Source organism: Arthrobacter sp. LAPM80 (genome assembly GCF_046736435.1).
Taxonomy (GTDB): domain Bacteria; phylum Actinomycetota; class Actinomycetes; order Actinomycetales; family Micrococcaceae; genus Specibacter.
The window spans coordinates 53,311-76,713 of record NZ_JBCHVD010000007.1; the positions used below are offsets into that span (position 1 = coordinate 53,311).

The following is a 23,403-nucleotide window of genomic DNA, read 5'->3' on the forward strand; positions in this document are numbered from 1 at the left end:
CAGGGTTTCTTTACTTCTTCGATTCAATCTTAACAACAAATACCAGCGGTCCGTCCGGCTTGCCCTGGGCTGCCGCGTCTGGGCCGTAAGCAAGTGAGGAGGGAATGGTCAGTAGCACCGTGGATCCGACTTTCTGGCCGGCCAAGCCCAAGGTCCAGCCCTGGATGACGCCCTTGAGCGGGAATTCGCTGGGCGTGCCGCGGTCATAGGCGGAATCGAACTGCTTCCCGTTCCAGGTCCAGCCGGTGTAGAGAGCCGAGATGGTGTCGGCCGCCGTCAGGACCGCGCCGGTGCCTTCGGTCAGGACCTCGACGGCCAAATCTGCCGGTGCGTCATTCTTGGGGATGGTGATGCTGGGGATGCCCTTGGCATCAAACTTGGCAACGGGAAGCTTGCCTTCCTTGACTAGGGCCTTCACGTCATCGCTGCTCATGACCTTGGCGGCAGGCGGGGCGTCCTTGGCTGCCGTCACGAAGAAGACGCTCAGCTGGGCGGGCGTTGCTGCCTGTGTGGGGGCTGCGGTGCTGCCGGCAACGGCTGCCTGGCCGGGGAGGCCGTAGGCGATGTAGGAGCCAACCTTGGCGCTGGCGAACGTGGTGTAGACCATGGGGAACTGGCTCTTGAAGTTCGCATCAAGGGTGACGTTGTTGTTCTGTTCCTTGGTGAAGGTTTCACCCAGGACGGCGGCGTCCGTCGCGTTGAACATGACCTGCTGGAAGGAGACGATCTGGCCGTCCTTGATCTGGGCGCCGTCGCCCTGCGTGACAACGCGCATCGACTCGGCCTTGATGGCCAACGGCTTGTCGAAGGTCACCTTCGGGGCCTTGCCCTTGCCCTGGTCCTCCACCTTGACCGATGCCAGCGCCTCAGAGTTCGACGGCGGAATTGATACCGTGGCGCTGGGGGAAGCCTCGGATGCTGCCGGTTCGGATGTTCCGGGGGAACAGGCTGTCACGAGGAGCAGCAGTGGGAGAAGCAGTGCAAGTAGTCGGCGCACAGAAACACTTTCGATTGCGGGTCTATGGGGCATGGGCGCATGGCCCGCCGCGGCAGGCTGTGCAGGTGAATCAGTGGTGGCCGGGCGGACATTCGAAAGCCATGGGCCGCCTTTAGCTTAACGGGTGAAACTGGAGAAAGGCTGTTGATTGGCCGGGCGGGTCAAAATGTGGACCGCAGGGAGGCAATGAGCTCCTCGACGCGCGGGTCCTCGTTGAGGAACGGGTCCTTGCACAGGATTGTCTGGTGGGTCCGGTCGTTGAGTTTCAGGTGCACCCAATCAACCGTGTAGTCCCGGCCCGAGTCCCTGGCAGCGCTGACAAATTTGCCGCGCAGATAGGCGCGGGTCGTGGCCGGTGCGGCGTCGACGGCTTCCTTGATGTCCGCGTCGCTGACGACCTTCGCCGCCGATCCGCGGTGTTCGAGCATGTTGAACAGCCCGCGCTCGGGTGAAATGTCGTGGTAGCGCAGGTCAAGCTGGGCCACTTCGGGGGACACCCATTCAAGGCCGTGCCGATTGGCGTAGGCTCCGATGAGCTTGGCCTTGATGGCCCAGTCAATTTCGGTGTCGATACCGGAGTAGTTTTCGGATTCGACGGCATCCAGGGTCCGCTCCCACAGGTCAAGGATGCGCGGCACCAAATCGTGGTGGGCGCCGTTGACGTTGACAAAGGCAGTCACCTTTTCCAGGTATTGGCGCTGGATTTCAATGGCCGTCATGGTGCGCCCATCAGCCATCTTCAAGGGGTGTTTGCCCGTGATGTCGTGAGAGATCTCCCGGATGCTGCGGATGGGGTTTTCAAGGCGCATGTCGCTCATGATGGTGCCTGCCTCAACCATGCGCAAGATCAAATCGACGCTGCCAACCTTGAGCATTGTGGTGGTTTCGGACATGTTCGAATCCCCCACGATGACGTGCAGGCGCCGGTAGAGTTCGGCGTCGGCGTGGGGCTCGTCGCGGGTGTTGATGATGGGACGGGACCGGGTTGTCGCCGATGACACGCCCTCCCAAATGTGGTCTGCCCGCTGCGAAAAGGCGTACTTTCCGCCCTGCTGCGCCGGGAGGACTTTTCCGGCGCCGGACATGAGCTGCCGGGTAACAAGGAAAGGAATGAGGATGTCGGCGAGCCTGTTGAATTCGCCCTTGCGGGTGATCAGGTAGTTTTCATGGCTGCCATAGGAGTTGCCGGCCGAATCCACATTGTTCTTGAACAGGAAGATCTTTCCGTTGTAGCCCTCGATTTCCAGCCGTTCCTGTGCCTCCTGGACAAGGTCGTGCAGGATCAACTCCCCTGCCCTGTCGTGGGCGATGAGCTGGGCGATGCCGTCGCACTCGGCCGTGGCGTATTCGGGGTGGGATCCGACATCGAGATAGAGCCTGGACCCATTGGGCAGGAAGACGTTGGAGGAGCGCCCCCAGCTGACAACCTTGCGGAAAAGGTACCTGGCGACTTCTTCAGGGGACAACGGATGGGAGCCTGGTGCCGAATACGTCACGCCAAACTCTGTTTCAATGCCAAAAATCCGCCGGTCCACCTGGGTTATCTCCTTAGTTGCTTGTCATTTTGTCATGGTGCCTTATGCCTAGACCGCTGCCAGTTGCGCGGCGACGTCGACGGCGGTCAGCCGGCGGAAGGCACGGTGCAGCCCGCCGTTGTGGGAGTGGAGGCGGTCAAGGACCGCCACCTCAAGATTACCGGCTTCAAGAGGCACGGCCGGCTGGTTTCCGGCCGCCGCCGCTTCCCCGCGTGGTGCCTCGAGGGCGGCGACCGCCCAGTGCAGCGCCTGGCCAAGGCTGGCGCCCGGCGCCCACACCTTTGCCAATACGGCCTGGACAACCTCGGCCTTGCCGCCCATGGCCAGGAATCCCGATTCATCGGAAATGGAGCCGTCAAAGTTCAGCCTGAAAATATGGTCCTCTCCCTGCCGCTCCCCCACCTCGGCAACGGCCAGCTCAACCTCAAAAGGCTTTTGTTCCGCCGTGAAGACAGTGCCAAGGCTTTGCGCGTAGACGCTGGCCAGGCCGCGGGCTGTGACATCAACCCTGTCATAGGAGTAGCCGCGCACATCGGCGTAGCGCACACCGGCTTGGCGCAGGCTCTCAAATTCGTTGTACTTGCCCACGGCCGCGAAGGCGATCCGATCGTAGATTTCACCGATCTTGTGCAGGGTCGGCGACGGGTTTTCGGCCACGAGGGCCATGCCGTCGAGGTAGCTGAGCACCACGACCGACTTGCCGCGGGCGATGCCCTTGCGGGCAAAGTCGGCGCGGTCCTTCATGACCTGTTCGGGGGAAACGTAAAATTGCTGTGCCATGCTAGGCCTCCCTGCGCTCGAGGGTTCGCCGCGCCACGATGGTTTCCACCACTGAAGCCAGCGTGTCGGGGCCGACCCGGAAGGCGCCGTCGTGCGTGACGAGGTAGATCACAGGCCACAGCTGGCGCACGAGATCGGGACCACCGGTGGCGGAATCGTCATCCGATGCGTCAATCAGGGCCTCGACGGCAACGGCAACTGCCTCATTCGCGCTCATCCCCGGCCGCCACAACTTCTTCATGGCGCCGCGGGCAAACACGGATCCGGAGCCGACGCTGTGGTGTTCGAGTTCCTCATAGCGCCCTCCGGTGACGTCATAGGAAAACAGCCGCCCGGTATCCTGGCCCGCCTCGATGCCGGCAAACAAGGGAATGACCGACAGCCCCTGCAGGGCCATCGACAGGTTGGCGCGGATCATGGCACCGAGCCTGTTTGCCTTGCCCTCGAGGCTCAGCAGGGTGCCCTCGATCTTTTCGTAGTGTTCGAGTTCAACCTGGAACAGGCGCACAATGTCAACGGCGATTCCCGCAGTGCCGGCTATGCCAAGCACCGAGAACCTGTCGGCGGGGAAGACTTTTTCGATGTGCCGGTTGGCGATCATGGAGCCCATGGTGGCCCGCCTGTCCCCGGCCATGAGCACGCCGCCGTCGAACGTCAGGGCCACGATCGTGGTGCCGTGCGGGGTGGCCGGCATGGCACCGGCGGGCAGGTCCTTGCCAAAGGGGAGCAGGTCCGGATGGCTGCGGGTCACATGGTCAAGGAACGACGACGAGGAACCCGCAGCTTCCAGCGCCGGAAATTCACCCCTGTGTGTGTCCATGGCCGGTTACTGTCCGCCCTTTTGGACGAAGCCTCGGACGAACTCCTCGGCGTTGACCTCAAGCACGCCGTCAATCTCGTCGAGCAGGTCATCGACGCCTGAAGTGGCGGCCTGGGCTGCTGCCGAATCCGGTGTGGGGGCCGGCAGCGGCACTTCCTCCCCATGCTCTTCCTCGATGCGGGAGGATGTGTTCTTCTGTTCCTGCGAAGCCATGATGCGTCCTTTGCGTGGTTCCCCGGCACCTGCACGGCACCTGGTCCCATCCTGCCACGGACGCCACGGGTTTGTGCGCAGATGTGGGCGTTCCGGTTTAGGAACGTGCCAGGATCTCATCTGTAAGGGTGGCCAGGGCTGTCATTGATTCATCGCCCACCGCGGGCCCCGATGTCGCCAGCGACACGAGCAGGGTCTCGAGCTGGGCAGTGGTGCGAACCTTTGAAGGTGCCTGCGGTGTGGGTACTTGACGTGTGGCAGGCTGCTGCCCGCGGACAGGGCAAAATCTGCCGCGGCACCCACAGCCAGGGCTCTGGATGTCCGTGTGGATATGTACAAAAAAGCCATGACGTCCGCCCGATGAAACAGTCGAAAAAACAAGCAGGCCGGCAGCCTGTCAGGGGACCTCGGCCGATCCGGCAAGCAGTGCGGCCATGAAGCCTTGCAGGTCGTGGTGTTCCTCAAACAGCCTGCCCGTCAGCTCCGCGGTTCCGCGCAGCGGCTCCTTGGTGGACACCCTCTGGAGCCGGCGCAGCGTGGGCAGCTCAAAGATGACCGAGTCCCAGCTGGCCCCGACAACGTTGGCGCCGAATTCCTGGATGCACCTGCCGCGGAAGTAGGCGCGTGTGTCGGCCGGCGGGTTGTGCACGGCGGCGGCAATGGATTCGTCGCTGACAACGCGCTGCATGCGCCCGTGCTGGAGCAGCTTGTAGTACAGGCCCTTTTCGGGGCGGATGTCGGACCACTGCAGGTCGATCAGGCCAATCCGGGGATCGTCCCATGCCATGGAGTCCCTGGCCCGGTACTGCTGCAGGAGGTTCAGCTTCGCAACCCATTCAAGCTGGCCGGCCAGGGACATGGGGTCGCGTCCCAGACCGGTGAGGACTTCCTCCCACTTGGCCAACAGGGCCGCAGTGTGGCCGTCGCCGGTGTTGGTGTGGCTTGAGCCGCGGGCCGCCGCGTGGGCCTTCGCCGCGTCAAGGTACCGCCATTGCACGTCAAGCGCGCTGACCTGCGTGCCGTCGGCCAGACGGTGCTTTCCCTGCAGTTCCCAGTCGTGGCTGATGTCGCGCAGGGTGGCCACGGGGTCGGCAAATTCCAGCTCCGGCGCGCTTCCGTGCTCGATCATGTCAAGGACCATCGCGGTGGTGCCGAACTTGAGGTAGTTGGAGACCTGGCTCAGGTTCGCGTCGCCAACGATCACGTGGAGGCGGCGGTACTTCTCGGCGACGGCGTGGGGCTCGTCGCGGGTGTTGATGATGGGGCGCCTGATGGTGGTTTCCAGCCCCACCTCGGCTTCGAAGAAGTCGGCGCGCTGGCTGATCTGGAATCCCAGCCCGGAACCGTCCTGCCCTATGCCAACCCTGCCCGCGCCGCACATGATGGCGCGGGTGACAAAGAACGGGGTCAGCCCGGACACGATATTCCTGAAGGGGACGCTGCGCGGCATCAGGTAGTTTTCGTGGCTGCCGTAGGACACTGACTTGTTGTCGGTGTTGTTTTTGTACAGGTTGATGTCGGGCAGCCCGGGGGTGGCCGCGATCCTGCGCACGGCCGCCAGGGCCACGAGGTCCCCCGCGGCGTCCCAGCGGACGGCGTCGAGCGGGTTGGTGACCTCGGGTGATGAGTATTCGGGGTGGGCGTGGTCAACGTACAGCCGGGCACCGTTGCCAAGGACCATGTTCATCATGAGGGGAACCGTGGCGTCACCGCTTTCACCGCCTTCAAGGGCAATTTGGGCGGCCGTCAGTTCCTGCTCGACGTCGGTGAGCTGGCTGGGGTGGGCGGCCGCCCTGGGCATTGACCAGCCGCGGGCGTCGGCCAGTGGATCCTCGTCGGTGTAGTCCCAGCGTGTTTCCCCGCCGGCCGAGGCGCGGTGGCTTGTCTCACGCGAGTACGCATTGACCACCTGAGTGGACAGCCAGGTGGCATTGAACTGCTCGGTTCCCGGTGCGTGGATGCCATATTCGGTTTCGGCGCCCATGACCCGCACGACACTCACAGGTACTGCCCCGTGTTGTGGACGGTTTCAAGCGTCTTGCCCGGCACCTGGCCCTCCTTGCTTTGCACGATGGTGCGGATGTACGTGATCCGTTCGCCCTTCTTGCCCGAAATCCGCGCCCAGTCGTCGGGGTTGGTGGTGTTGGGCATGTCCTCGTGCTCGCGGAATTCATCCACGACGGCGCGGAGCATGTGTTCGATCCGGATGCCCTTTTCACCGATGGTCAGCAGGTCCTTGATGGCGTACTTCTTGGCCCTGTCCACCACGTTCTGGATGACGGCGCCGGAGTTGAAGTCCTTGAAGTAGAGCATTTCGGTGTCGCCGTTGGCGTAGGTGACCTCAAGGTATTCGTTGGACTTGTCGGTGGCGTACATGGCCTCGACAGTGCGCTGGATCATGGCGTCGACTGTCTGCCGCGGGCTGCCGTCATTGGCCAGAAGGTCATCGGCGTGGAAGGGCAGTGTCGTGGTGACGTACTTGGCGAAGATGTCGGCGGCCGCTTCGGCGTCGGGGCGCTGGATCTTGACCTTCACATCAAGGCGGCCCGGTCGCAGGATGGCCGGATCGATCATGTCCTCGCGGTTTGACGCGCCGATGACGATGACGTTGTCGAGCCGTTCGACGCCGTCGATCTCGGCGAGCAGCTGCGGCACGATGGTTGTTTCCACGTCGGAGGACACCCCTGTCCCGCGGGTGCGGAACAGGGAGTCCATCTCGTCGAAGAACACCACAACTGCGCTGCCGTCTGACGCCTTTTCCCTGGCCCGGCTGAAGATCAGACGGATCTGGCGCTCGGTTTCGCCGACATATTTATCTAGCAGCTCGGGGCCCTTGATGTTCAAGAAGTAGCTCTTTTGGTCGCTCACACCGGAGCGTTCCCGCGCCCGCTTGGCGAGCGAGTTTGCCACGGCCTTGGCGATCAGGGTCTTGCCGCAGCCGGGCGGGCCGTACAGCAGGATCCCCTTGGGGGCCTTCAGTCCGTGTTCGCGGTACAGGTCAGGATGCAGGAAGGGAAGTTCGACGGCGTCTCGGATCTGCTCGATCTGGGACGCGAGTCCGCCGATGTCCGAGTAGGAGATGTCGGGGACTTCCTCCAGGATCAGGTTCTCCACTTCCGAACGCGGCACCTTCTCAAGGGCGTAGCCTGTTCGCCCGTCAACTGTGAGGGCGTCGCCAACCTTGACGGTGCCGCCCTGCAGCACACCGGCAAGGCGTACGACGCGTTCCTCATCGGCGCGGCCGATGACAAGGGCCCGGCTTGTGCCTAGAAGTTCCTTCACGGTGACAAGCTCGCCCACCTGGTCAAAGCCGAGTCCGGCGATGATGGTGAAGGCCTCGTTGAGCAGCACCTCCTGGCCCACTTGCAGGTCACCCATGCGCAGCAGCGGGCTGAGCCCCACGCGCATCTTGCGGCCCGAGGCGTAAATGTCAACGCTCTCCACCGCGACAGCCGATCCGGCGGCGGAGGAATGCCGTGCCGGGTTCAGCGCAAGGATCGTGCCGAAGCCGTAGGGGGGTTCGCCGTCGTTCTCCAACGCAGTGCGCAACTTGATGATTTCGACTTTGGCGGTCTCAAGCATGGCCACGAGCTTTGAGTTGTTTTGGGTGGCCGAGGCCAGCTGCCTGTCAAGGTTGCGGGCCTTCTCGCGCAGCACGTTGAGCTGCCGCTCGAGGACGGCCTGCTGCCCGGGGCCCGCCGAATAAGGGCCCCCGAGCGAACCCGGCACAGGGGTGCCCTCCGGGAGGGCGCTGTCAGGGGTGGAGTGCGTTGAGTCGTTCATGAGCGTATCCTTCCCCAGCCGTGGCCGGCCGGTACTGCCGATAGTAGTGCTATTGCCCGTCGATGCCATTTTCCAGGTCAGCGGCGGCCTTGGCGTCGGACGCCTCTGCCTGGCTCATGTTGCGCCTGGTTTGCACTGTGGAGGAAGCGTCGCGGGCGGCGCGGCGCAGCTTCTTATCCGAAACCGATCGCTCCCCCACCGATGCCGGGGTCCAGGCGTCAAGGTCCTCCTGGGCAAAGTCAGTCTTTGAGGCGCGGCGCTTGGGCGTCATGCCCGTGACGCCGTCGGCCAGGCGGCGGGTCACCATCAAGAAGCCGGTGTGGGCCACCATGCGGTGGTCCGGGCGGACGGCCAGGCCCTCGAGATGCCAGCCGCGCACCATGGATTCCCAGGCGTCGGGTTCGGTGAAGCGGCCGTCGGCGCGGATGGCCTCGGCCGTGCGGGAGAGCTGGGTGACTGTGGCGACGTAGTTGATCCACACGCCGCCCGGGGCCAGGACCGTGGCCACGGCGTCCAGGCATTCCCACGGTGCGAGCATGTCAAGGACCACACGGTCGATGCTGCCGGGGGCTTCCTTGGCAACAACCTCGTCCTGGAAATCACCTATGGAAATCTGCCAGGCGGGGTGCGGGCCGCCGAAGATGGTTTCAACATTGCCGCGGGCAATGTCGGCAAATTCCTGCCGGCGTTCGAAGGAGTGCAGGTAGCCGTTGTCGCCCACTGAACGCAGCAGCGAGATGGACAGGGCGCCTGAACCGACGCCGGCTTCCACAACGCGTGCACCGGGGTAGATGTCACCCATGGTGATGATCTGGCCGGCATCCTTGGGGTAGACCACCGCGGCACCGCGCGGCATCGACAAGACGAAGTCCGACAGCAGCGGGCGCAGGGCCTGGTATTGCTGGCCAACGTTGCTCTCGACCATGGATCCCTCGGGCGCGCCGATGAGAAGGTCGTGATTGAGGAAGCCCTTGTGCGTGTGGTAGGCCGTCCCGGGCGTCAACGTGATGGTGTTCATCCGGCCGCGTTCGTCGGTCAGCTGCACGCGCTCACCGGCGCGGAAGGGCCCGCGGCGTGCGGCTGCGCCGTGCGGGGACCCATCAGTTGTCACTGCGGGGGTTGCTGTAGCTGTTGCGGCAGTGGGTTCCTCGATGGAAGCACGGTGATTCATGAAATGGTCCTGTCATATCGGTACTCGCAAAAAATATGGTGTTTGGCCGGGGTGTCCCCGTGGAAGGGAAGGCCCGTCCGGTGTTACTGAAGTGGTTTGCCGGTGATGGCGGCAACAACCTTGGCCTGGCTGAGAAGCCCTGTGACTTTCCCGTCAAGGTTAATCACCGCATACTCCGTGTCCGGAAGCTGGGAGAGGTATTGCACCAGCTCGGCACCGGCTGCCACGTCAGGAATATAGGCACCCCTGGAAAGTGCCCGGGCCACTGCCGATGCGGGGGTCGCGGCGGCGGCCTCCGGCGGAACGTGCGCCAAGGCGTACTCATCGACGACGGCGGCCGGCCGGCCATCGGCGCCAAAGAGCACGATGGGCTCGCTGGGGTATTCCCGGCGAAGGGTCCACAGCTGGGCCACGCTGCATTGGCTGGAGGCGCTGACGGCCGGAGTGGCCAAGGTGCCGGCAGCGATGTTTGGCAGGCGCATCCGGATGTTGGCGGCCTTGATCGAGGCCGAGGCCCCCATCCATAGGAACCCGGCCAGCAGGATCACGATAAAGGAAGTTGTCAGGTCAGGCCGGGTGTTCAGCAGGTACGGCCCGCCGAGGGCCGCGCCAACAATGAGGACCACAATGATCCGTCCTGCCCATCCTGCGGCGACGGTGCCCTTTTCCTGGCTGCCGGTTGACTTCCAGACGATCGACTCAACGAGGCGTCCGCCGTCAAGGGGAAGGCCGGGCAGCACGTTGAACAGGCCGATGAGCAGGTTCGCCCAGATGAAGATGTTGGTGAGCAGGAAGGCGATCGAGACGCCCATGGTGAGCTGCTCGGATGAAACCGGCACGGGCAACGCCAGCTTGACCAGCCAGCCAAGTCCCGCCAGCACGAAGTTGGCGATGGGGCCGGCAAAGGCGACGACAAGGGCCTTGCCGGGGGTTGCCTTGCTGAAATCAAATTCGGTGTGGCCGCCCCACAGATTCAGCACAATCTTGTGGGTTGTCCAGCCAAACGTCTTCGCCGTCATGGCATGTGCCAGCTCGTGGACAAGCACCGAGAACAGCAGCAGGAGCGCGTAGGCGAACGCCACAGGGTAGGCCCAGCTGCCAAAGTTGCCTTGCAATTGCGGGCCAAAGACAAGGACGGTGACTGTGGCTATGAGGAACCAGGAGTTCGCCAAGATAATGGGCGTGCCGCGGAGCGAGCCCAGCACGAGTCCTTCGCGGCGCTCCTTGGTGGCCCCGGCTGGACCGTTCACAAAGCAGCTCCCACAAGGCCGGCCCGGGTCGCGACAACTGTTGCGACGTCGTCGTACGTCTTGCCGGCAAGGGTGCGCCAGGAGGTGTAGCCGGGATCCTCGGGCAGTGACACTGCGTTCGGGATGGCAATCGTGGCAACACCGGATGCGACGGCGGACGCGACGCCGGGCACTGAATCCTCCAGCGCGGCGCAGTGGGCAACAGTGATGGTGGGATCACTCTCGCGGAGGCGGTCCACGGCCGTCAGGTATGGCTCCGGGTGGGGCTTGCCGTTCGCGACCTCGTCGCCGGTGACCAGAAATTCAAAGTAGTCCTTGTCCAGGGCGTTGACCACCTCAGTGGCCAGGTTCCGCTCGCTCATGGTGACAAGGGCGCAGCGCACGCCGCGGCCGTGGAGCTCATCGAGCAGCTCGCGGGCGCCCGGACGCCACGGAATTTCGCGGCGGATTCCCGCAATCACCTCATGGGAGAGGTGATCGATGACCTCCCGCACCGACAGCTTCACGCCGGCCTCCCGGAGCACCCTAGCGGAGGTTGTCAGGGCCGCCCCGATGAGGGAATGGGCGAGTTCTTCGTCCCAATGCCCGCCGTGGGCCAGCACCAGCTCGATCTCGGCGGCGATCCAATAAGGTTCGGTGTCGACAAGGGTTCCGTCCATGTCCCACAGGACGGCCTTGAGCTCGGTTGGGGGCGTAGTCGCGCCGTTCACGGCGTCGGCAGAGGGTGAAAGCATGCTTCCAGTCTACGTGGCGTGGACGGTGCAACTGTTTATGCACAGCGTGCGCGTGGTGCATGGTGCCATGCGCGCCTTGGCGCCGTAGGCTGGTGCCGTGAGCAGACTCAATAGCGGGGAATCGGGCGAACCCGGACGGTTGCTGCAACCGACGCCCGGCGAGGAACGCATGACTGTGATGCTGGCCGCGTTTGAGGGATGGAACGACGCCGGTGAGGCAGCCAGTGACATGCTCAAATACCTGCACAAGCTCTGGGATGCGAAAAAAGTCGACGCCATTGAGCCCGACGAATACTACGACTTCCAGTTCACCCGGCCCGAAGTCAGGCTCACCTCCACCGGCGGCCACAAGATCAAGTGGCCGGTGACCAAGATCGCCAAGGCAACCATCCCGAACACGAACATTGACATAGTCCTTGTCCACGGCATCGAGCCCTCCTACCGCTGGCGCGCCTACACGGCGGAGATCCTTGCCAAGGCCGCCGCACTCAATGTCAGCCATGTAGTGCTCGTCGGGTCCCTGCTTGCCGACGTCCCGCATTCGCGCCCCATCCCCGTGACGGCAACGTGCGACGACGAGGAGCTCGCCGAGCGCCTCTCCCTGGAACCCTCCCAATATGAGGGGCCCGTTGGCATTGTTGGCGTCCTGAACGAGGTGGCGCTGCTGGCCGGCCTCCCGACGATTTCACTGTGGGCCGCAGTGCCCCACTATGTGGCGCAGGCACCCTCCCCCAAGGCCATGCTGGCACTGTTGAACCGTCTGGAGGACTTCCTGAACGTGACGCTGTCGACCGACGAGATGGTTGACGACGCCGAGGCCTGGGAACGCGGCGTCAACGCTCTTGCCGCCGACGATGCAGAGATTGCCGCCTATGTGCAGCAGCTGGAGGAGGCGAAGGACACCGCCGAGCTGCCCGAGGCCACGGGCGAATCAATCGCCAAGGAATTTGAGCGTTACCTGCGCCGCCGGGGGCACGAACAGCCCTGACGGGGCCGGCTTTGGCCGGGCCAGGTTTGTCTTGCGCGTGGCCGGGGGCTAGGTTGTGGCCAGGCCCCCGGCCCGCAGGCTAAAGCTCGATGCCCAGAAGTGCCTCGATGGCATCGCAGATCAGGTCTGCGTCATGTTCGGATGCTTCAACCCCGGCACCGGCTGCCGCCGCATTGGTGGCATTGGCCCATGCGTCGACGGAGGCAAGCGCCCTGGGAGCGTCAAGGTCCTGCGAGAGTGCTGAACGGAGTTCGGCAAGAAGGGGTTTCCCCGATCCCGCCGGCGCGTGGTGCACGGCCTTGCGCCAGCGCTCAAGACGATATTCGGAGTCGCCGAGCAGTTCCTCGGTCCAGAACCAGTCCGTGCGGTAGTGGTGGGCGAGGATGGCCAGGCGGATGGCAGCAGGCTCCACTCCTTCTGCCCGAAGTTTTGAAACAAGCACGAGGTTGCCCAGGGACTTGCTCATTTTTTCGCCGTCAAGGCCAACCATTCCCGTGTGGGTGTAGTGGCGCGCCATGGGGGTGTTTTCAAGCGCGAAAGCGTGGCCTGCACCCATCTCGTGGTGCGGGAAGACAAGGTCGCTGCCGCCGCCCTGCACGGTAAAGGGCTTGGGCAGGAACCGCTGGGCTATGACTGTGCATTCGATGTGCCAGCCTGGGCGGCCGATCCCGAGTGAGGCGCCGTCCCAGGAGGGTTCGCCGTCGCGCGCAACGCGCCACAGCAGCGCATCCAAGGGGTGGCGCTTGCCGGCGCGGCCGGGATCGCCGCCGCGTTCTGCGAAGAACGGCATCATTTCAGCCTCGCTGAGGCCCGAAATCTGGCCCAACCACCACGGCGCGTCGGGTCCCTTGACCCGTGCAGCGGCTGAGGCGGCCGTAACGGAGAAGTAGACGTCGCCGTCGGGCTCCCCTTCAGTGCCGGGGACGGTGTAGGCAATGCCTGCCGCCAAAAGCTTTTCAACCTCGGGAACGATCCAGCCAATGGCCTCGACGGCACCAATGTAGTAGTCGGGGGCCAGGACGTTCAGGGCTTCCATGTCGGCATGGAAAAGCTCAGTTTGGGAGACTGCCAGCTCACGCCAGTCCACGCCGTCGCGCGTGGCCCGTTCCAGCAGGGGGTCATCGACGTCTGTGACGTTTTGCACATAGCTGACAGTGCGTCCCTGGTCGCGCCAGGCCCTGTTGAGCAGGTCGAAGGCGACGTAGGTGGCTGCATGGCCCATGTGGGTCGCGTCGTACGGGGTGATGCCGCACACGTATAGGCTCGCGGGCTCGGTTTCCGGCAACGAAACCACGCGCTGGGCGGTGGTTTCATGCAAGTGGATGGCCGGCATGACGCCAGGCAGCTGAGGGAGGGCGTGGGACTTCCAAGTTTTCACAGTGCCAAGCTTATAACCTCCCTGGGAGGCCAAAATCCCTACGGCGTAATGACGCCCGTGCCCAGCAGTAGGTAAAGGAACAGGCCCAGTATTATGCGGTACCAGACGAAGGGGCGGAAACTCTTGGTGGAGATGAACTTCAGGAACCAGCCAATGATGAAGTAGCCCACAACGAAGGCGACGACGGTGGCGAGGGCGGTTTGCCCGATGCCGAACTGGCTTTCGGCCCCTTCGTGCTTGGCGAAGATCTTGAAGAGCTCGTAGAAGCCGCTGCCGAACACGGCAGGGATTGCCAGCAGGAACGAGTACCGGGCCGCCGCTTCACGGCTGTAACCCATCAGGAGGCCCGCGGTGATGGTGCCGCCGGACCTGGATACGCCCGGAATGAGGGCCAGCGCCTGCGCGAGGCCGTAAATGATGCCGTGCTTGTAGCTCAGGTCCTTGATTTCACGGTCCTGGCGGGCCACGTGGTCCGCCACGGCCAGGATCAGGCCAAAGACGATCAGGGTTGTTGCCACAATCCACAGATTGCGCAGGGTGGATTCGATGTGGCTCTGGAACAACACGCCAAGCAGGACGATCGGCACGCTACCGATGATCACCAGCCAGCCCATGCGGACATCGGGGTCGGTGCGTGGGACGCGACCGCGCAGGGAGCCCCACCAGGCCTTGACGATGCGCACGATGTCTCGCCAGAAAAAGACAAGCACTGCCGTTTCGGTGCCGAGCTGGCTGACAGCCGTGAAGGCTGCGCCGGGGTCGGCACCTGAAGGCAGAAATTTGCCGACGACAAAAAGATGGGCGCTTGAGGAAATCGGGAGGAATTCCGTCAGGCCCTGGATTAGGCCTAGGAAGGCTGCTTCAAACCAGTTCACGCGTTTTAGCCTAAAGCATGGGCACGCCCATGCTGGTCAAGGGGGGATGCAAACGCGCCATGTGCGCCCAATGTTCCCCGTAAGCTTGCACGTATGGAACAAAGATTCATGGGGACGAGCGGGTTGCGCGTGTCGGCGCTGGCCCTGGGCACAATGACCTGGGGCAATGAGACGGACGCAGAGACTGCCCGGGCACAGCTGCGGGACTTCGTGGATGCCGGCGGAACAACGCTTGACACCGCCGTCAGCTACGTCGAGGGGCGCAGCGAGGCAATTCTTGGCGAACTGCTCGGTGATGTTGTCCCCCGCAGTGACGTGGTCCTGGTTTCAAAGGCGGGCGTGAGCCACAGGCACGGCAAGCGCATGGTCGACACCTCGCGCAGGGCCATGCTGGCAGGCCTCGACGCTTCCCTCGCCCGCCTTGGCACTGACCACCTGGATCTGTGGCTGGCCCACATCTGGGATGAAAACGTTCCCCTGGAGGAAACCCTCGGGGCACTTGAGTACGCCGTCAGCAGTGGGCGTGTCCGTTATGCCGGCGTATCGAACTACAACGGGTGGCAGCTGGCCCGGGCGGCGACCCTGTCCGAGGCCCCGATCGTGGCCAACCAGGTCGAGTATTCCCTGCTGGCCCGCATGGCCGAGCAGGAAGTCATCCCGGCAGCCGAACACGTCGGCGCAGGCATTCTCTGTTGGGCGCCACTGGGCCGGGGCGCCCTGACAGGGAAGTACCGCGGCCAGATTCCCGAGGATTCACGCGGGGCAAGCTCCACCATGTGCAGCTATGTTGAGAAATACCTGGAAGGGCGCCCCGCCCGCATTACCGAAGCACTTCTCACAGCGGCGAAGGGGCTCGGGCGCACCCCGCTGGATGTGGCCCTGAGCTGGCTCCTTGAACATCAGGGTGTCTCAGGTGCCATCGTGGGACCCCGGACCCAGGAGCAGCTCAAGGAAATTCTGGCGTCTTCCCTTGAGCCGCTGCCGGAACAAATCGTCACAGTCCTCAGCGAAGTCTCACGCCTCAAGGGCCACTAAATCCGGCTTTACGGCTTGGGACCGACGGCGAGAAGTACGTCAAAGAGCTGCAATATGCGGCCGGTGATCTCACGGCGCATAGTGTCGAACCGTGCCGTAAAGGAATGTTGGCTTGCATCATTGCGGTCTTCCAAGGCGGCGGCCACAAGCGTTGACTACAACTGCACCAGACCCGGAACTGCGACGTTTTCAGTCGCAGCTTCAACCAGCAGCCTCACCGGGGACTCAACCCCGGCCAGCCCTGTCCGTTCGGATTGGACCCGCTCTGCATGTTCGTACACCGCGACGAGCAATTGCTCCCGCGAATCAAAAACGTGAAGCCCCGTTATTAAACATTGAAGGCCCTCCGTGGAGGGCCTTCAATGTTTAGTCAATTATTCGTTGATCGGCTCGAGATCCTGATCGGATTCCTCGTCGCCGCCTTCCTCGGAATCATCGTCCTGGAATTCGTCATCGGCGTCCTCACCGTAAATGACAAGCGGGGTCACTTCGTCGAACGCGTCGAACAAGGCTTCCTCGTAGGCTTCAAAGGCATCGATGATGCCCAGGAACGTGGCTTCGACAATGGGGTCTTCTTCCCCACGGCGCGCTGAGGCGGCCACCAAATGTTCTTCCAATGCTGTGGTCAAGGCGTTCAGTGCTGCGCGGGGATCAATGCTCATGCGATTGACGCTACCAGTGTGTCAGCGAACTTGAAAGTCCTATTTAGGGGGTATCCCCACCGCCGTCGGCAAGCTGTACGTTGGTAGTGCAGGAACACCTCAAAGTTCATGGGCGGAAAGGGCAGTCAATGAGGGAAACGCTGAAACCGGCATCATCTGGCCACGGTACACCGCAACGCCAATACGAATACCTCACCCTTACCGTCTCCCCCGGAGAGTCCGTCCCGAATGCATACCAACGCGTGCGCGAGCACGCCGAGTATGGCAAATGGGAACTTGAACGCAGCACCCTGTACATGGGTGGCGAACGAAAATACCTCATGCGGCGCAGGGTCCTGCGGGTCGAGCGTACCTTGGACCTCTTCTGAGACGGCATTACTCCTGGATCGGTCCCAGCCAGGCGTTGGCAATCATCGAATGGGCCGACTCGTCGTCTGAGGGGTGGAACATCCCCGCCAGCACATCCCTGTACAGCCTGCCCAGCTCGTTGCCGGCAAAATACGTGCCGCCGCCGCTGACGCGGATGATCAGGTCGACCACCGTGCGCGCAGTTTCCGTGGCACGCACCTTCAGCCCCACCATCTTCGGGAACCACTGCCCGCCATGGTCCACGAGGTTGTCGACGTCGCGGGCCAGGGACTCAAGCTGCGGGTACAGCCCGTCCATCGCCAGGGCTGCATCGGCGATCCGCCACCGGATGTCAGGGTCCTGCGCGTAGCTCCTGCCGGACTTTTTGGACATCCTGCGGTGCACCGTGGCAACGCCAAGGTCCAACGCCCGCTCCCCAAGACCTGTGTACACCGCGGCGAGCAGCGTCTCGAAGCAGGCAAAAATGGCGAAAATCAGTGGATCTGCGTTGGGTCCCACGGGAAGTTTGCGGAACACGCGCCCGGCAGGTGCCACGACGCCGTCGAGCACGGTTGTGTTCGACTGGCTCGCCCGCATGCCCAGCGTGTTCCAGTCGTCCTTGATGGTGTAGCCGGGTGTGTCCCGGGTGATGAAGGCGTGCACCAGCTTTTCCTGCCCACCGGTTGAGTCCTTCCCAAAGATCCCCAGCCGTGTCCAGGCCGGGGAGAGGGAAGTGAAGATCTTCGTCCCGGTAAATGAATAGCCGCCGTCGTCCTGCGGCTCGGCCACGGTGTTGGAGTCAAAGAGCACCGAATCGTTGCCCGCCTCGGAGTTGCCGAAGGCGAAGACTTCCCCGGCAACGGCCTCCGTCAGGACGTAGTGCAGTGAATCGTCGCCTCGCGCAGCCAAAAGATGGGCGACGCCGGTCCACACCAAATGCATGTTAACCGCCAATGCGGTGGCCGGGGCGGCCGTCGCCAGCCTGCGTTGAGCGGCGGCGGCACGTTCAAGGCCGAAGCCGAGTCCGCCGTCGTCCGTCGAAGCAAACATGCGAAGGTAGCCCTGCTCCTTCAGCTCGGCCAGGTCCTCGTGGAAGAATTCGTTGCGCTCGTCATAGCCCCTGGCACGCGCGCGAAAGCGTTCCAGCAGTTCGTCGGGCAGGAGCTCATTCAATTCAATGCTCATGGCGGGAATCCTTAGTAATTGCTCAGCAGGCGGTCCAGGACACGGGTACCGAATTTCAGCGAGTCAACGGGAACGCGTTCATCTACCCCGTGGAACATGCCGGTGAAGTCGAGTTCCGCCGGAAGCTGCAGCGGGGCGAACCCATAGCCTGTAATGCCCAGACGGCTCAGTGACTTGTTGTCGGTGCCACCTGAAAGCGTGTACGGCAGGACAGTGGATCCCGGATCCTCAAAGTGGAGGGAATCGATCATCGCATCGACAAGGTTTCCGGCGAAGGGCGTCTCCAGGGAGACGTCGTTGTGGATCGTGGAGATGTCGATGCCCTCCCCCGCCAGCTGGCGAACCAATTCCAGAACCTGCTCATGTTGGCCCGGCAGGGTGCGGATGTCAATCATGGCCTCCGCCGTACCAGGGATTACATTGGCCTTGTAGCCGCCGCTGAGGAACGTGGGGTTCGCCGTGTTTTGCAAGGTGGCGCCCACAAAACGGGAGACGGTGCCCAGCTGGCTCAAGAGGGTTTGTGGATTTGATTCGTCAAATTCAATGCCCGTGAGCTCCGAAACCCCTTCGAGGAAGGCGCGGGTGGTGTCCGTGTACTCGATGGGCCACTGGTGATCGCCGATGCGGGTGACGGCACGGGCCAGCCGGGTTACGGCATTGTCGGTGTTGATGTGCGAGCCATGGCCGGCACGACCATGGGCCGTCAGCCGCAGCCAGGCCAGGCCCTTCTCGGCGGTCTGCAACAGGTAGGCGCGTTTTCCGTTGATGTCAGTGGAGAAACCACCAACCTCGGAGATGGCCTCGGTGGCGCCCTCAAACAGTTCGGGACGGTTGTCCACGGACCAGCGTGCCCCGTAGGCCCCGCCGGCCTCTTCATCGGCAAAGAAGGCGAACACGAGGTCACGCTTGGGCTTGCGGCCTTCCCGTCCCATGGAACGCATGACGGAGAGCATCATGGCGTCCATGTCCTTCATGTCCACAGCACCGCGGCCCCAGATCAGACCTTCACGTTCCTCGCCACCAAAGGGGTCAACGCTCCAGTCGTGGGCCTGGGCGGGAACAACATCGAGGTGGCCGTGCACCACAAGTGCCGGCAGCGAGGAGTCGCTTCCCTCGATGCGGGTCACGACGTTGGCACGGCCCGGCGAGGACTCATACAGCTCAGGTGACAGCCCGGTCTCGGACATCAAGGCCGCCACATGCTCGGCAATCGCGCGCTCCCCCGGCCCTTCGTTGTTGGCAAAGTTGCTGGTGTCGAATCGAATGAGATCGGAGCAGATACCTGCAACTTCGTCCTCGGGCCTGACCGTGTTCACGAGAAATCTCCTTAGGTGTTGTGGCGTACCCCAAGCCTACCTTTGGCTCGGAATTGAGCCCTTATTGGCTTGTACATATGGACCCCGGGGCCCGATTGTTGTTTCCGCTAAAAGTCGTGCTAAAGTTTTCATCGCTGCTGCGGCGGGCAACGATTCAATCGAAGGTTAGAATCGTACCGCCGAGATCACCTGCGCGGGTGGCGGAATGGCAGACGCGCTAGCTTGAGGTGCTAGTCCTGGAAACGGGGTGGGGGTTCAAGTCCCCTCCCGCGCACTGACAGACTCCCTGTGAACCACGGTTCACAGGGAGTCTTTTTGTTTAACGCGTACCGCCTGCCGGCCATGAAGCGGACGGTACGATTGTGATTGAGCCCACTTTGACGCGGCGCTTGGGCGGCATTCCCTAAAGTCATGCTAAAGTATTCATCGCTGCTGCAGCGGACAATGGTTCTTTCCTCCGAGGGAACCTGTGCGCTGAGATCACTCTGCGCGGGTGGCGGAATGGCAGACGCGCTAGCTTGAGGTGCTAGTCCTGGAAACGGGGTGGGGGTTCAAGTCCCCTCCCGCGCACCGACAGACCCCCAGGGAACCACGGGTTCCCTGGGGGTCTCTTTGTTTCCCCGGCACGCCTCATGTCGGACCCGCACGTTATAGTCCGAGGCGAGGCTTGATTGACAGCCGGCACCGGAGCGAAGGAACCAACCAGCATGGAGACCGCCAACGAAAAAGGGCCGGGCAGCGGCAACGGGACAGCAAAAGACGCACGCCGCAAGGCTGAGAAGACGCTCAAGCTCATCATCAAGTTGCTGGCCAAGGCGGAGGGCTCACCCTATCCAGAGGAGGCTCAGACCTTCCAGGAGCATGCCGAGCGGCTCATGGTCAGGTACGGGATCCAGCAGGCAAGCATTGACACCGAAGCGGGGAAGGCCGGCAGAGCCCAGGAGCCCATGGTCGAGGAACGCTTCGAACTTGGCGGCCAGCTAAGGGTAGGCCAGGCCAGGGGATTCACCGAAATTGCCTTGGCCTTCAACACCCTCCGCGTACTGCAAGCCACCACGAGCAGCAAAAAGATCATCTACCTGATCGGTGCCGAGTCGGATGTCGCCCAGGCCCTGCGGCTCTTTGCCTCATTGCGGCTTCAGCTGGAATCCGCCATGGCGGCATGGTGGCTCGGATACCCGTACAAACCCTACCTTTCAGCCCATGAAAAGGTCCTGGAACGGCGCCAGTTCCAAGTGGGCTTCCTCAACTCCGTGGCGGGACGCATCCGGGCCCTGTACGACAACGAGATGGCCGCCGGAACTACCGGCAGTGAACTGGTTCTGGCAAGCCGCAGCGACCGGGCCGATGAACACGTGAAACTTCTTCATCCGGCGATTCGTTTGGCCCGCCGGCAGTCCCTGTCCATGGGTTCCCACGGGGCCCACGCCGCCGGAAGCCTCGCGGGGACCATGGCGAGCGTGGGCGTCGAGGTTGCTCCGGCCGACCGCCGGTGCCTCGGTGCACCGGGCCGCTAGGCTGGAATCCCCACTCCCCCGCAGCAGTGGCCGGTGCCGTGGCTGTGTACGTTGCAGTGGTTGGCATTCTGGCCATCCACTGGCAGAACGACGTGCACTCGAAGGTTGACATGCCAGCCGTTGACGGCCTGGATCTCGTGACGTGTCCCCTCGTCGCCGCAGTCACCGGGGGCATCTTTTCGGTGCCCGCTGGGGATTGCGGAGGATGGCATCCCTGGGCCGCGGCTTGACCCGACACCACACCGGCCGGAAACATGCGCCCACGGCTGCTGGTGTGCGGGCTGAGCCTTGGCGCCGCTGGCATGTAGTCTGCGTCTACCGGTATTGACACCATGCTTTAGAGCGTTGATGGGGCTGTTTTCTCGGGTGCGCCGAACAATTCGCAACCGTGGGGCGTGCTGCAGGCAACGCGGCCAGTGGCCGCCGCGGCTCCTTAGTGAAGTGCTGTGGCGTTGTTTGCGCGCAAGTGCCCTGCGCAACAGCGGCTCCCACTGAAGCGGCGAGGCCTTCCACCATCGGGCGTTCCGCTCAGGGGCAGCCTGCCGCCACGGTTCCGCTGAAGTACTTCCTCGCGCTTCGTGCATTCCAGGCGGTGAACTCCGAACTCAACCACACGCCGTCGGCCGTCCTGTGGTCAACGACGTCCAGCGACACTGTTGCAGGCAGGTACACCGGCGAGGCGAAGGAGATGTCCCAGCTGAACGAGTTGGGCTTGGACTGCGGCACTGTCGCCAGGACCCGGGCGGCGGCGTACATGCCGTGTGCAATTGAGCGTCGTTGCCCGAGGGCCTTGGCGCTCAAGACGCTGAGGTGGATAGGGTTGAAGTCACCCGAGACGGCTGCGTAGGCACGCCCCGTGTCGATGCCCAGCCGCCACTGCGCGGTCGGCGCAGGCGGGACAAAGTCCTCCCGGACCGCCGCCGTGGTGGGTTTGTCCAGCCCGGGCAGATATACGCCCTTGGCAAGATAGGTCGAAACCCCGCGCCACAGCAGTTCGGTTCCATCGGCGTTGTGGATTTCCGCCACAATTTGCACCTGGGTTCCGCTCCTGTGCCCCGTCAGCTCCCGCGCCCACGCCCGAACACATAGTTCATCGGTGAAGAGCACGGGTGCAAAGTGCTCCACCTGGTTGCGCAGGTGGATCATCCCGAGCAGGGGAAGCGGGAAGCCGTCCTGAACCATGACGCTCATGGCCACTGGGAACACCAGCGCATGCAGGTAGCCCGATGGCAGCACGTCGCGCGCGGGCTCGCCCATGAGGTGGGCAAACTCCGTCACCTTTGCCAGGTCGGCCCGCACGCCGCGCACCTCCACCGCCCGGGCCGGCAGGGCGAGAACCGGCGCCGTGCGGATCAGCCGGCTCTTGGCCGCACTGGCTGCGGCGTTGACGTACAGCTTGGACAGGGACGGCATCTCAGTCACCAGCGTCTCGCCCGTCATTGCCCCACCAGGTTCTGTCCGCACACGCGCAGGACGTTTGCTGTCACCCCGGCCGCGGCGGGCTGGGCAAAGAACGCGATGGCCTCGGCCACGTCTCCGGGGCGCCCGCCCTGCTGGAGGCTGTTCAGTCGCCGCGCAACTTCCCGCGTGGCAAAGGGGATCGTGGCCGTCATGTCAGTCTCGATGAATCCGGGTGCGACGGCGTTCACTGTGCCTCCGCGTTCCGCCAGCAGCGGCGCGGTGGAACGAACCATGCCCATGACCCCCGCCTTGGAGGCCGCATAGTTGGTCTGCCCGCGGTTGCCGGCGATGCCGCTCGTGGAGGCAACACTGATGATGCGCGGATTTTCACCAAGGCCCGGGCTCGCCAGGAAGGCTTCGTTCATGCGCAGTTGCGAGGCAATGTTGACGGCGATGACCGGGTCCCAGCGGGCGTTGTCCATGTTGGCCAGCAATTTATCTCGCGTGATGCCGGCGTTGTGCACGAGAATGTCCAGTCGTCCATGGCGTGAGATGGCATGCTCAAGGATGCGGCTGCCGGCCTCGGGGTTGGTGATGTCAAGCTGGAGCGCCGTGCCGTGGATTTCATTGGCGACGGCGGCCAAGTGGTCACCTGCCGCCGGGACGTCAACGGCAATGACGGTCGCCCCGTCCCGGGCCAGGGTGCGGGCGATGGCTGCGCCAATCCCCCGGGCTGCGCCGGTGACGACGGCGATGCTGCCGTCGAGCGGCTTGTTCCAGTCGGGCTCAGCTGTGGAGCCGGCCGACGACGCCGTGAGGAACTGGCCGTCAATGAAGGCCGAGCGGCCCGAAAGGAGGAAGCGCAGTGACGCCATGGCACTGGGCGAGGATGCCGGGATGCCATTGGCGAGCAGGATGCCGTTGGCTGTGGCCCCGGAGCGCAGTTCCTTGGCCAGTGAGCGGATAAAGCCGTCAACACCGTTGCGGGCTGCCGCCACGGCAGGCTTGTCACTGGCCGCCGCGGGGCGGGAGATGCTAACGACCCTGGCGTTCTTGCTGACGTCACGCAGTGACGCTCCGAGGGCAAGCAGGGGGTTCGCGAGCTGTTCCGGGTGTTCAAGTTCATCGAGGACCACGACGACGGCGCCCAGCTTTTCCTTGGGCGTTGCGTGCCTGCGGACGTCCTGGTGCCAGCCGAGCAGGACTTTCGCGACGGCGTCGGACCCTGCTCCGTTTCCAAGGACAAGGATCGGGCCACCCACAAGCGGGGCATTCGGCTCGTAGCGGCGCAGGATCGCCGGCTGGGGCAGGCCAAGGCGCTTGGCCACGTCCTTGCCGAAGCCGCGGCTGACGAACTCGGTGTATTTGTCTGCCTTGTGGCGTGTGCCGGCAGTCTTCTTGGTCGACGTCATGGG

22 protein-coding genes and 2 tRNA genes are annotated in these 23,403 nt (G+C 63.6%); 7 read left to right on the plus strand and 17 right to left on the minus strand.

What is annotated here, in order from left to right:
• Window positions 1-10: 10 nt before the first annotated feature.
• The 10 genes from AAGW05_RS09055 to AAGW05_RS09100 all read right to left on the minus strand — a co-directional run bounded on the left by AAGW05_RS09055 (window position 11) and on the right by AAGW05_RS09100 (window position 11,283).
• Complete coding sequence (locus AAGW05_RS09055; RefSeq protein WP_411804180.1) at window positions 11-997, minus strand: FKBP-type peptidyl-prolyl cis-trans isomerase; 987 nt, start codon at window positions 995-997, stop codon at window positions 11-13.
• A gap of 161 nt (window positions 998-1,158) precedes the next feature.
• A complete protein-coding gene (gene pafA / locus AAGW05_RS09060) occupies window positions 1,159-2,532 on the minus strand; it encodes a Pup--protein ligase (RefSeq protein WP_411804181.1) in 1,374 nt (457 codons plus the stop codon).
• A gap of 48 nt (window positions 2,533-2,580) precedes the next feature.
• Window positions 2,581-3,312 (minus strand): proteasome subunit alpha, encoded by a 732-nt coding sequence (gene prcA, locus AAGW05_RS09065; RefSeq protein ID WP_411804182.1) that lies wholly within the window; start codon window positions 3,310-3,312, stop codon window positions 2,581-2,583.
• A gap of 1 nt (window position 3,313) precedes the next feature.
• Window positions 3,314-4,132: a proteasome subunit beta gene (gene prcB / locus AAGW05_RS09070; RefSeq protein ID WP_411804183.1), complete on the minus strand. Its 819-nt coding sequence runs from the start codon at window positions 4,130-4,132 to the stop codon at window positions 3,314-3,316.
• Window positions 4,133-4,138: 6 nt separating this feature from the next.
• The gene (locus tag AAGW05_RS09075) at window positions 4,139-4,345 is read right to left on the minus strand and encodes a ubiquitin-like protein Pup (protein WP_411804184.1); all 207 of its coding nucleotides are present in this window, start codon (window positions 4,343-4,345) and stop codon (window positions 4,139-4,141) included.
• A gap of 397 nt (window positions 4,346-4,742) precedes the next feature.
• Entirely contained in the window at window positions 4,743-6,329 is a 1,587-nt protein-coding gene (gene dop / locus AAGW05_RS09080) for a depupylase/deamidase Dop (RefSeq protein WP_411804319.1), read from the minus strand.
• Between the two features lie 14 nt (window positions 6,330-6,343).
• The gene (gene arc, locus AAGW05_RS09085; RefSeq protein WP_411804185.1) at window positions 6,344-8,128 is read right to left on the minus strand and encodes a proteasome ATPase; all 1,785 of its coding nucleotides are present in this window, start codon (window positions 8,126-8,128) and stop codon (window positions 6,344-6,346) included.
• 49 nt (window positions 8,129-8,177) lie between these two features.
• Window positions 8,178-9,299 (minus strand): tRNA (adenine-N1)-methyltransferase, encoded by a 1,122-nt coding sequence (locus tag AAGW05_RS09090; RefSeq protein WP_411804186.1) that lies wholly within the window; start codon window positions 9,297-9,299, stop codon window positions 8,178-8,180.
• An 83-nt stretch (window positions 9,300-9,382) separates the two neighbouring features.
• A complete protein-coding gene (locus tag AAGW05_RS09095; RefSeq protein WP_411804187.1) occupies window positions 9,383-10,549 on the minus strand; it encodes a site-2 protease family protein in 1,167 nt (388 codons plus the stop codon).
• Window positions 10,546-11,283: an HAD family hydrolase gene (locus AAGW05_RS09100; protein WP_411804188.1), complete on the minus strand. Its 738-nt coding sequence runs from the start codon at window positions 11,281-11,283 to the stop codon at window positions 10,546-10,548. Before AAGW05_RS09100 ends, AAGW05_RS09095 begins: the two co-directional genes overlap by 4 nt.
• 97 nt (window positions 11,284-11,380) lie before the next feature.
• Here AAGW05_RS09100 and AAGW05_RS09105 point away from each other — a divergent pair, with 97 nt between their 5' ends.
• On the plus strand, window positions 11,381-12,271 hold the full coding sequence (locus AAGW05_RS09105) for a PAC2 family protein (RefSeq protein WP_411804189.1): 891 nt from the start codon (window positions 11,381-11,383) through the stop codon (window positions 12,269-12,271).
• 79 nt (window positions 12,272-12,350) lie between these two features.
• Here AAGW05_RS09105 and mshC read toward each other — a convergent pair whose 3' ends face one another.
• Both mshC and AAGW05_RS09115 read right to left on the minus strand, forming a co-directional pair.
• Window positions 12,351-13,649, minus strand: coding sequence for a cysteine--1-D-myo-inosityl 2-amino-2-deoxy-alpha-D-glucopyranoside ligase (gene mshC / locus AAGW05_RS09110; RefSeq protein ID WP_411804190.1), 1,299 nt, complete (start codon window positions 13,647-13,649; stop codon window positions 12,351-12,353).
• A gap of 38 nt (window positions 13,650-13,687) precedes the next feature.
• Window positions 13,688-14,524 carry an undecaprenyl-diphosphate phosphatase gene (locus AAGW05_RS09115; protein WP_411804191.1) on the minus strand — a complete coding sequence of 279 codons (837 nt, stop codon included), beginning with the start codon at window positions 14,522-14,524 and terminating at the stop codon, window positions 13,688-13,690.
• A 93-nt stretch (window positions 14,525-14,617) separates the two neighbouring features.
• On the opposite strand from AAGW05_RS09115, the gene AAGW05_RS09120 reads away from it, so the two are divergent.
• On the plus strand, window positions 14,618-15,559 hold the full coding sequence (locus AAGW05_RS09120) for an aldo/keto reductase (RefSeq protein WP_411804192.1): 942 nt from the start codon (window positions 14,618-14,620) through the stop codon (window positions 15,557-15,559).
• Between the two features lie 374 nt (window positions 15,560-15,933).
• Here the strand turns inward: AAGW05_RS09120 and AAGW05_RS09125 are convergent, their stop codons facing one another.
• Window positions 15,934-16,221: a hypothetical protein gene (locus tag AAGW05_RS09125; protein ID WP_411804193.1), complete on the minus strand. Its 288-nt coding sequence runs from the start codon at window positions 16,219-16,221 to the stop codon at window positions 15,934-15,936.
• A gap of 128 nt (window positions 16,222-16,349) precedes the next feature.
• Here AAGW05_RS09125 and AAGW05_RS09130 point away from each other — a divergent pair, with 128 nt between their 5' ends.
• Window positions 16,350-16,589: a DUF5703 family protein gene (locus tag AAGW05_RS09130; protein ID WP_411804194.1), complete on the plus strand. Its 240-nt coding sequence runs from the start codon at window positions 16,350-16,352 to the stop codon at window positions 16,587-16,589.
• Window positions 16,590-16,596: 7 nt separating this feature from the next.
• Here the strand turns inward: AAGW05_RS09130 and AAGW05_RS09135 are convergent, their stop codons facing one another.
• Window positions 16,597-17,754, minus strand: coding sequence for an acyl-CoA dehydrogenase family protein (locus AAGW05_RS09135; protein WP_411804195.1), 1,158 nt, complete (start codon window positions 17,752-17,754; stop codon window positions 16,597-16,599).
• Window positions 17,755-17,765: 11 nt separating this feature from the next.
• Window positions 17,766-19,070, minus strand: coding sequence for a M20/M25/M40 family metallo-hydrolase (locus AAGW05_RS09140; RefSeq protein WP_411804196.1), 1,305 nt, complete (start codon window positions 19,068-19,070; stop codon window positions 17,766-17,768).
• A 191-nt stretch (window positions 19,071-19,261) separates the two neighbouring features.
• Between AAGW05_RS09140 and AAGW05_RS09145 the strand changes: the two genes are divergently transcribed.
• From AAGW05_RS09145 to AAGW05_RS09160, 4 genes are all read left to right on the plus strand, one after another.
• A tRNA-Leu gene (locus tag AAGW05_RS09145) sits at window positions 19,262-19,344 on the plus strand.
• Window positions 19,345-19,557: 213 nt separating this feature from the next.
• Window positions 19,558-19,640 (plus strand) — tRNA-Leu (locus AAGW05_RS09150).
• A gap of 137 nt (window positions 19,641-19,777) precedes the next feature.
• A complete protein-coding gene (locus tag AAGW05_RS09155; RefSeq protein WP_411804197.1) occupies window positions 19,778-20,587 on the plus strand; it encodes a DUF2786 domain-containing protein in 810 nt (269 codons plus the stop codon).
• A 38-nt stretch (window positions 20,588-20,625) separates the two neighbouring features.
• Window positions 20,626-20,817: a hypothetical protein gene (locus AAGW05_RS09160; protein ID WP_411804198.1), complete on the plus strand. Its 192-nt coding sequence runs from the start codon at window positions 20,626-20,628 to the stop codon at window positions 20,815-20,817.
• Between the two features lie 298 nt (window positions 20,818-21,115).
• Here the strand turns inward: AAGW05_RS09160 and AAGW05_RS09165 are convergent, their stop codons facing one another.
• Window positions 21,116-22,027: a MaoC family dehydratase gene (locus AAGW05_RS09165; RefSeq protein WP_411804199.1), complete on the minus strand. Its 912-nt coding sequence runs from the start codon at window positions 22,025-22,027 to the stop codon at window positions 21,116-21,118.
• A complete protein-coding gene (locus AAGW05_RS09170; RefSeq protein WP_411804200.1) occupies window positions 22,024-23,400 on the minus strand; it encodes a 3-oxoacyl-ACP reductase in 1,377 nt (458 codons plus the stop codon). Before AAGW05_RS09170 ends, AAGW05_RS09165 begins: the two co-directional genes overlap by 4 nt.
• Window positions 23,401-23,403: the final 3 nt, after the last annotated feature.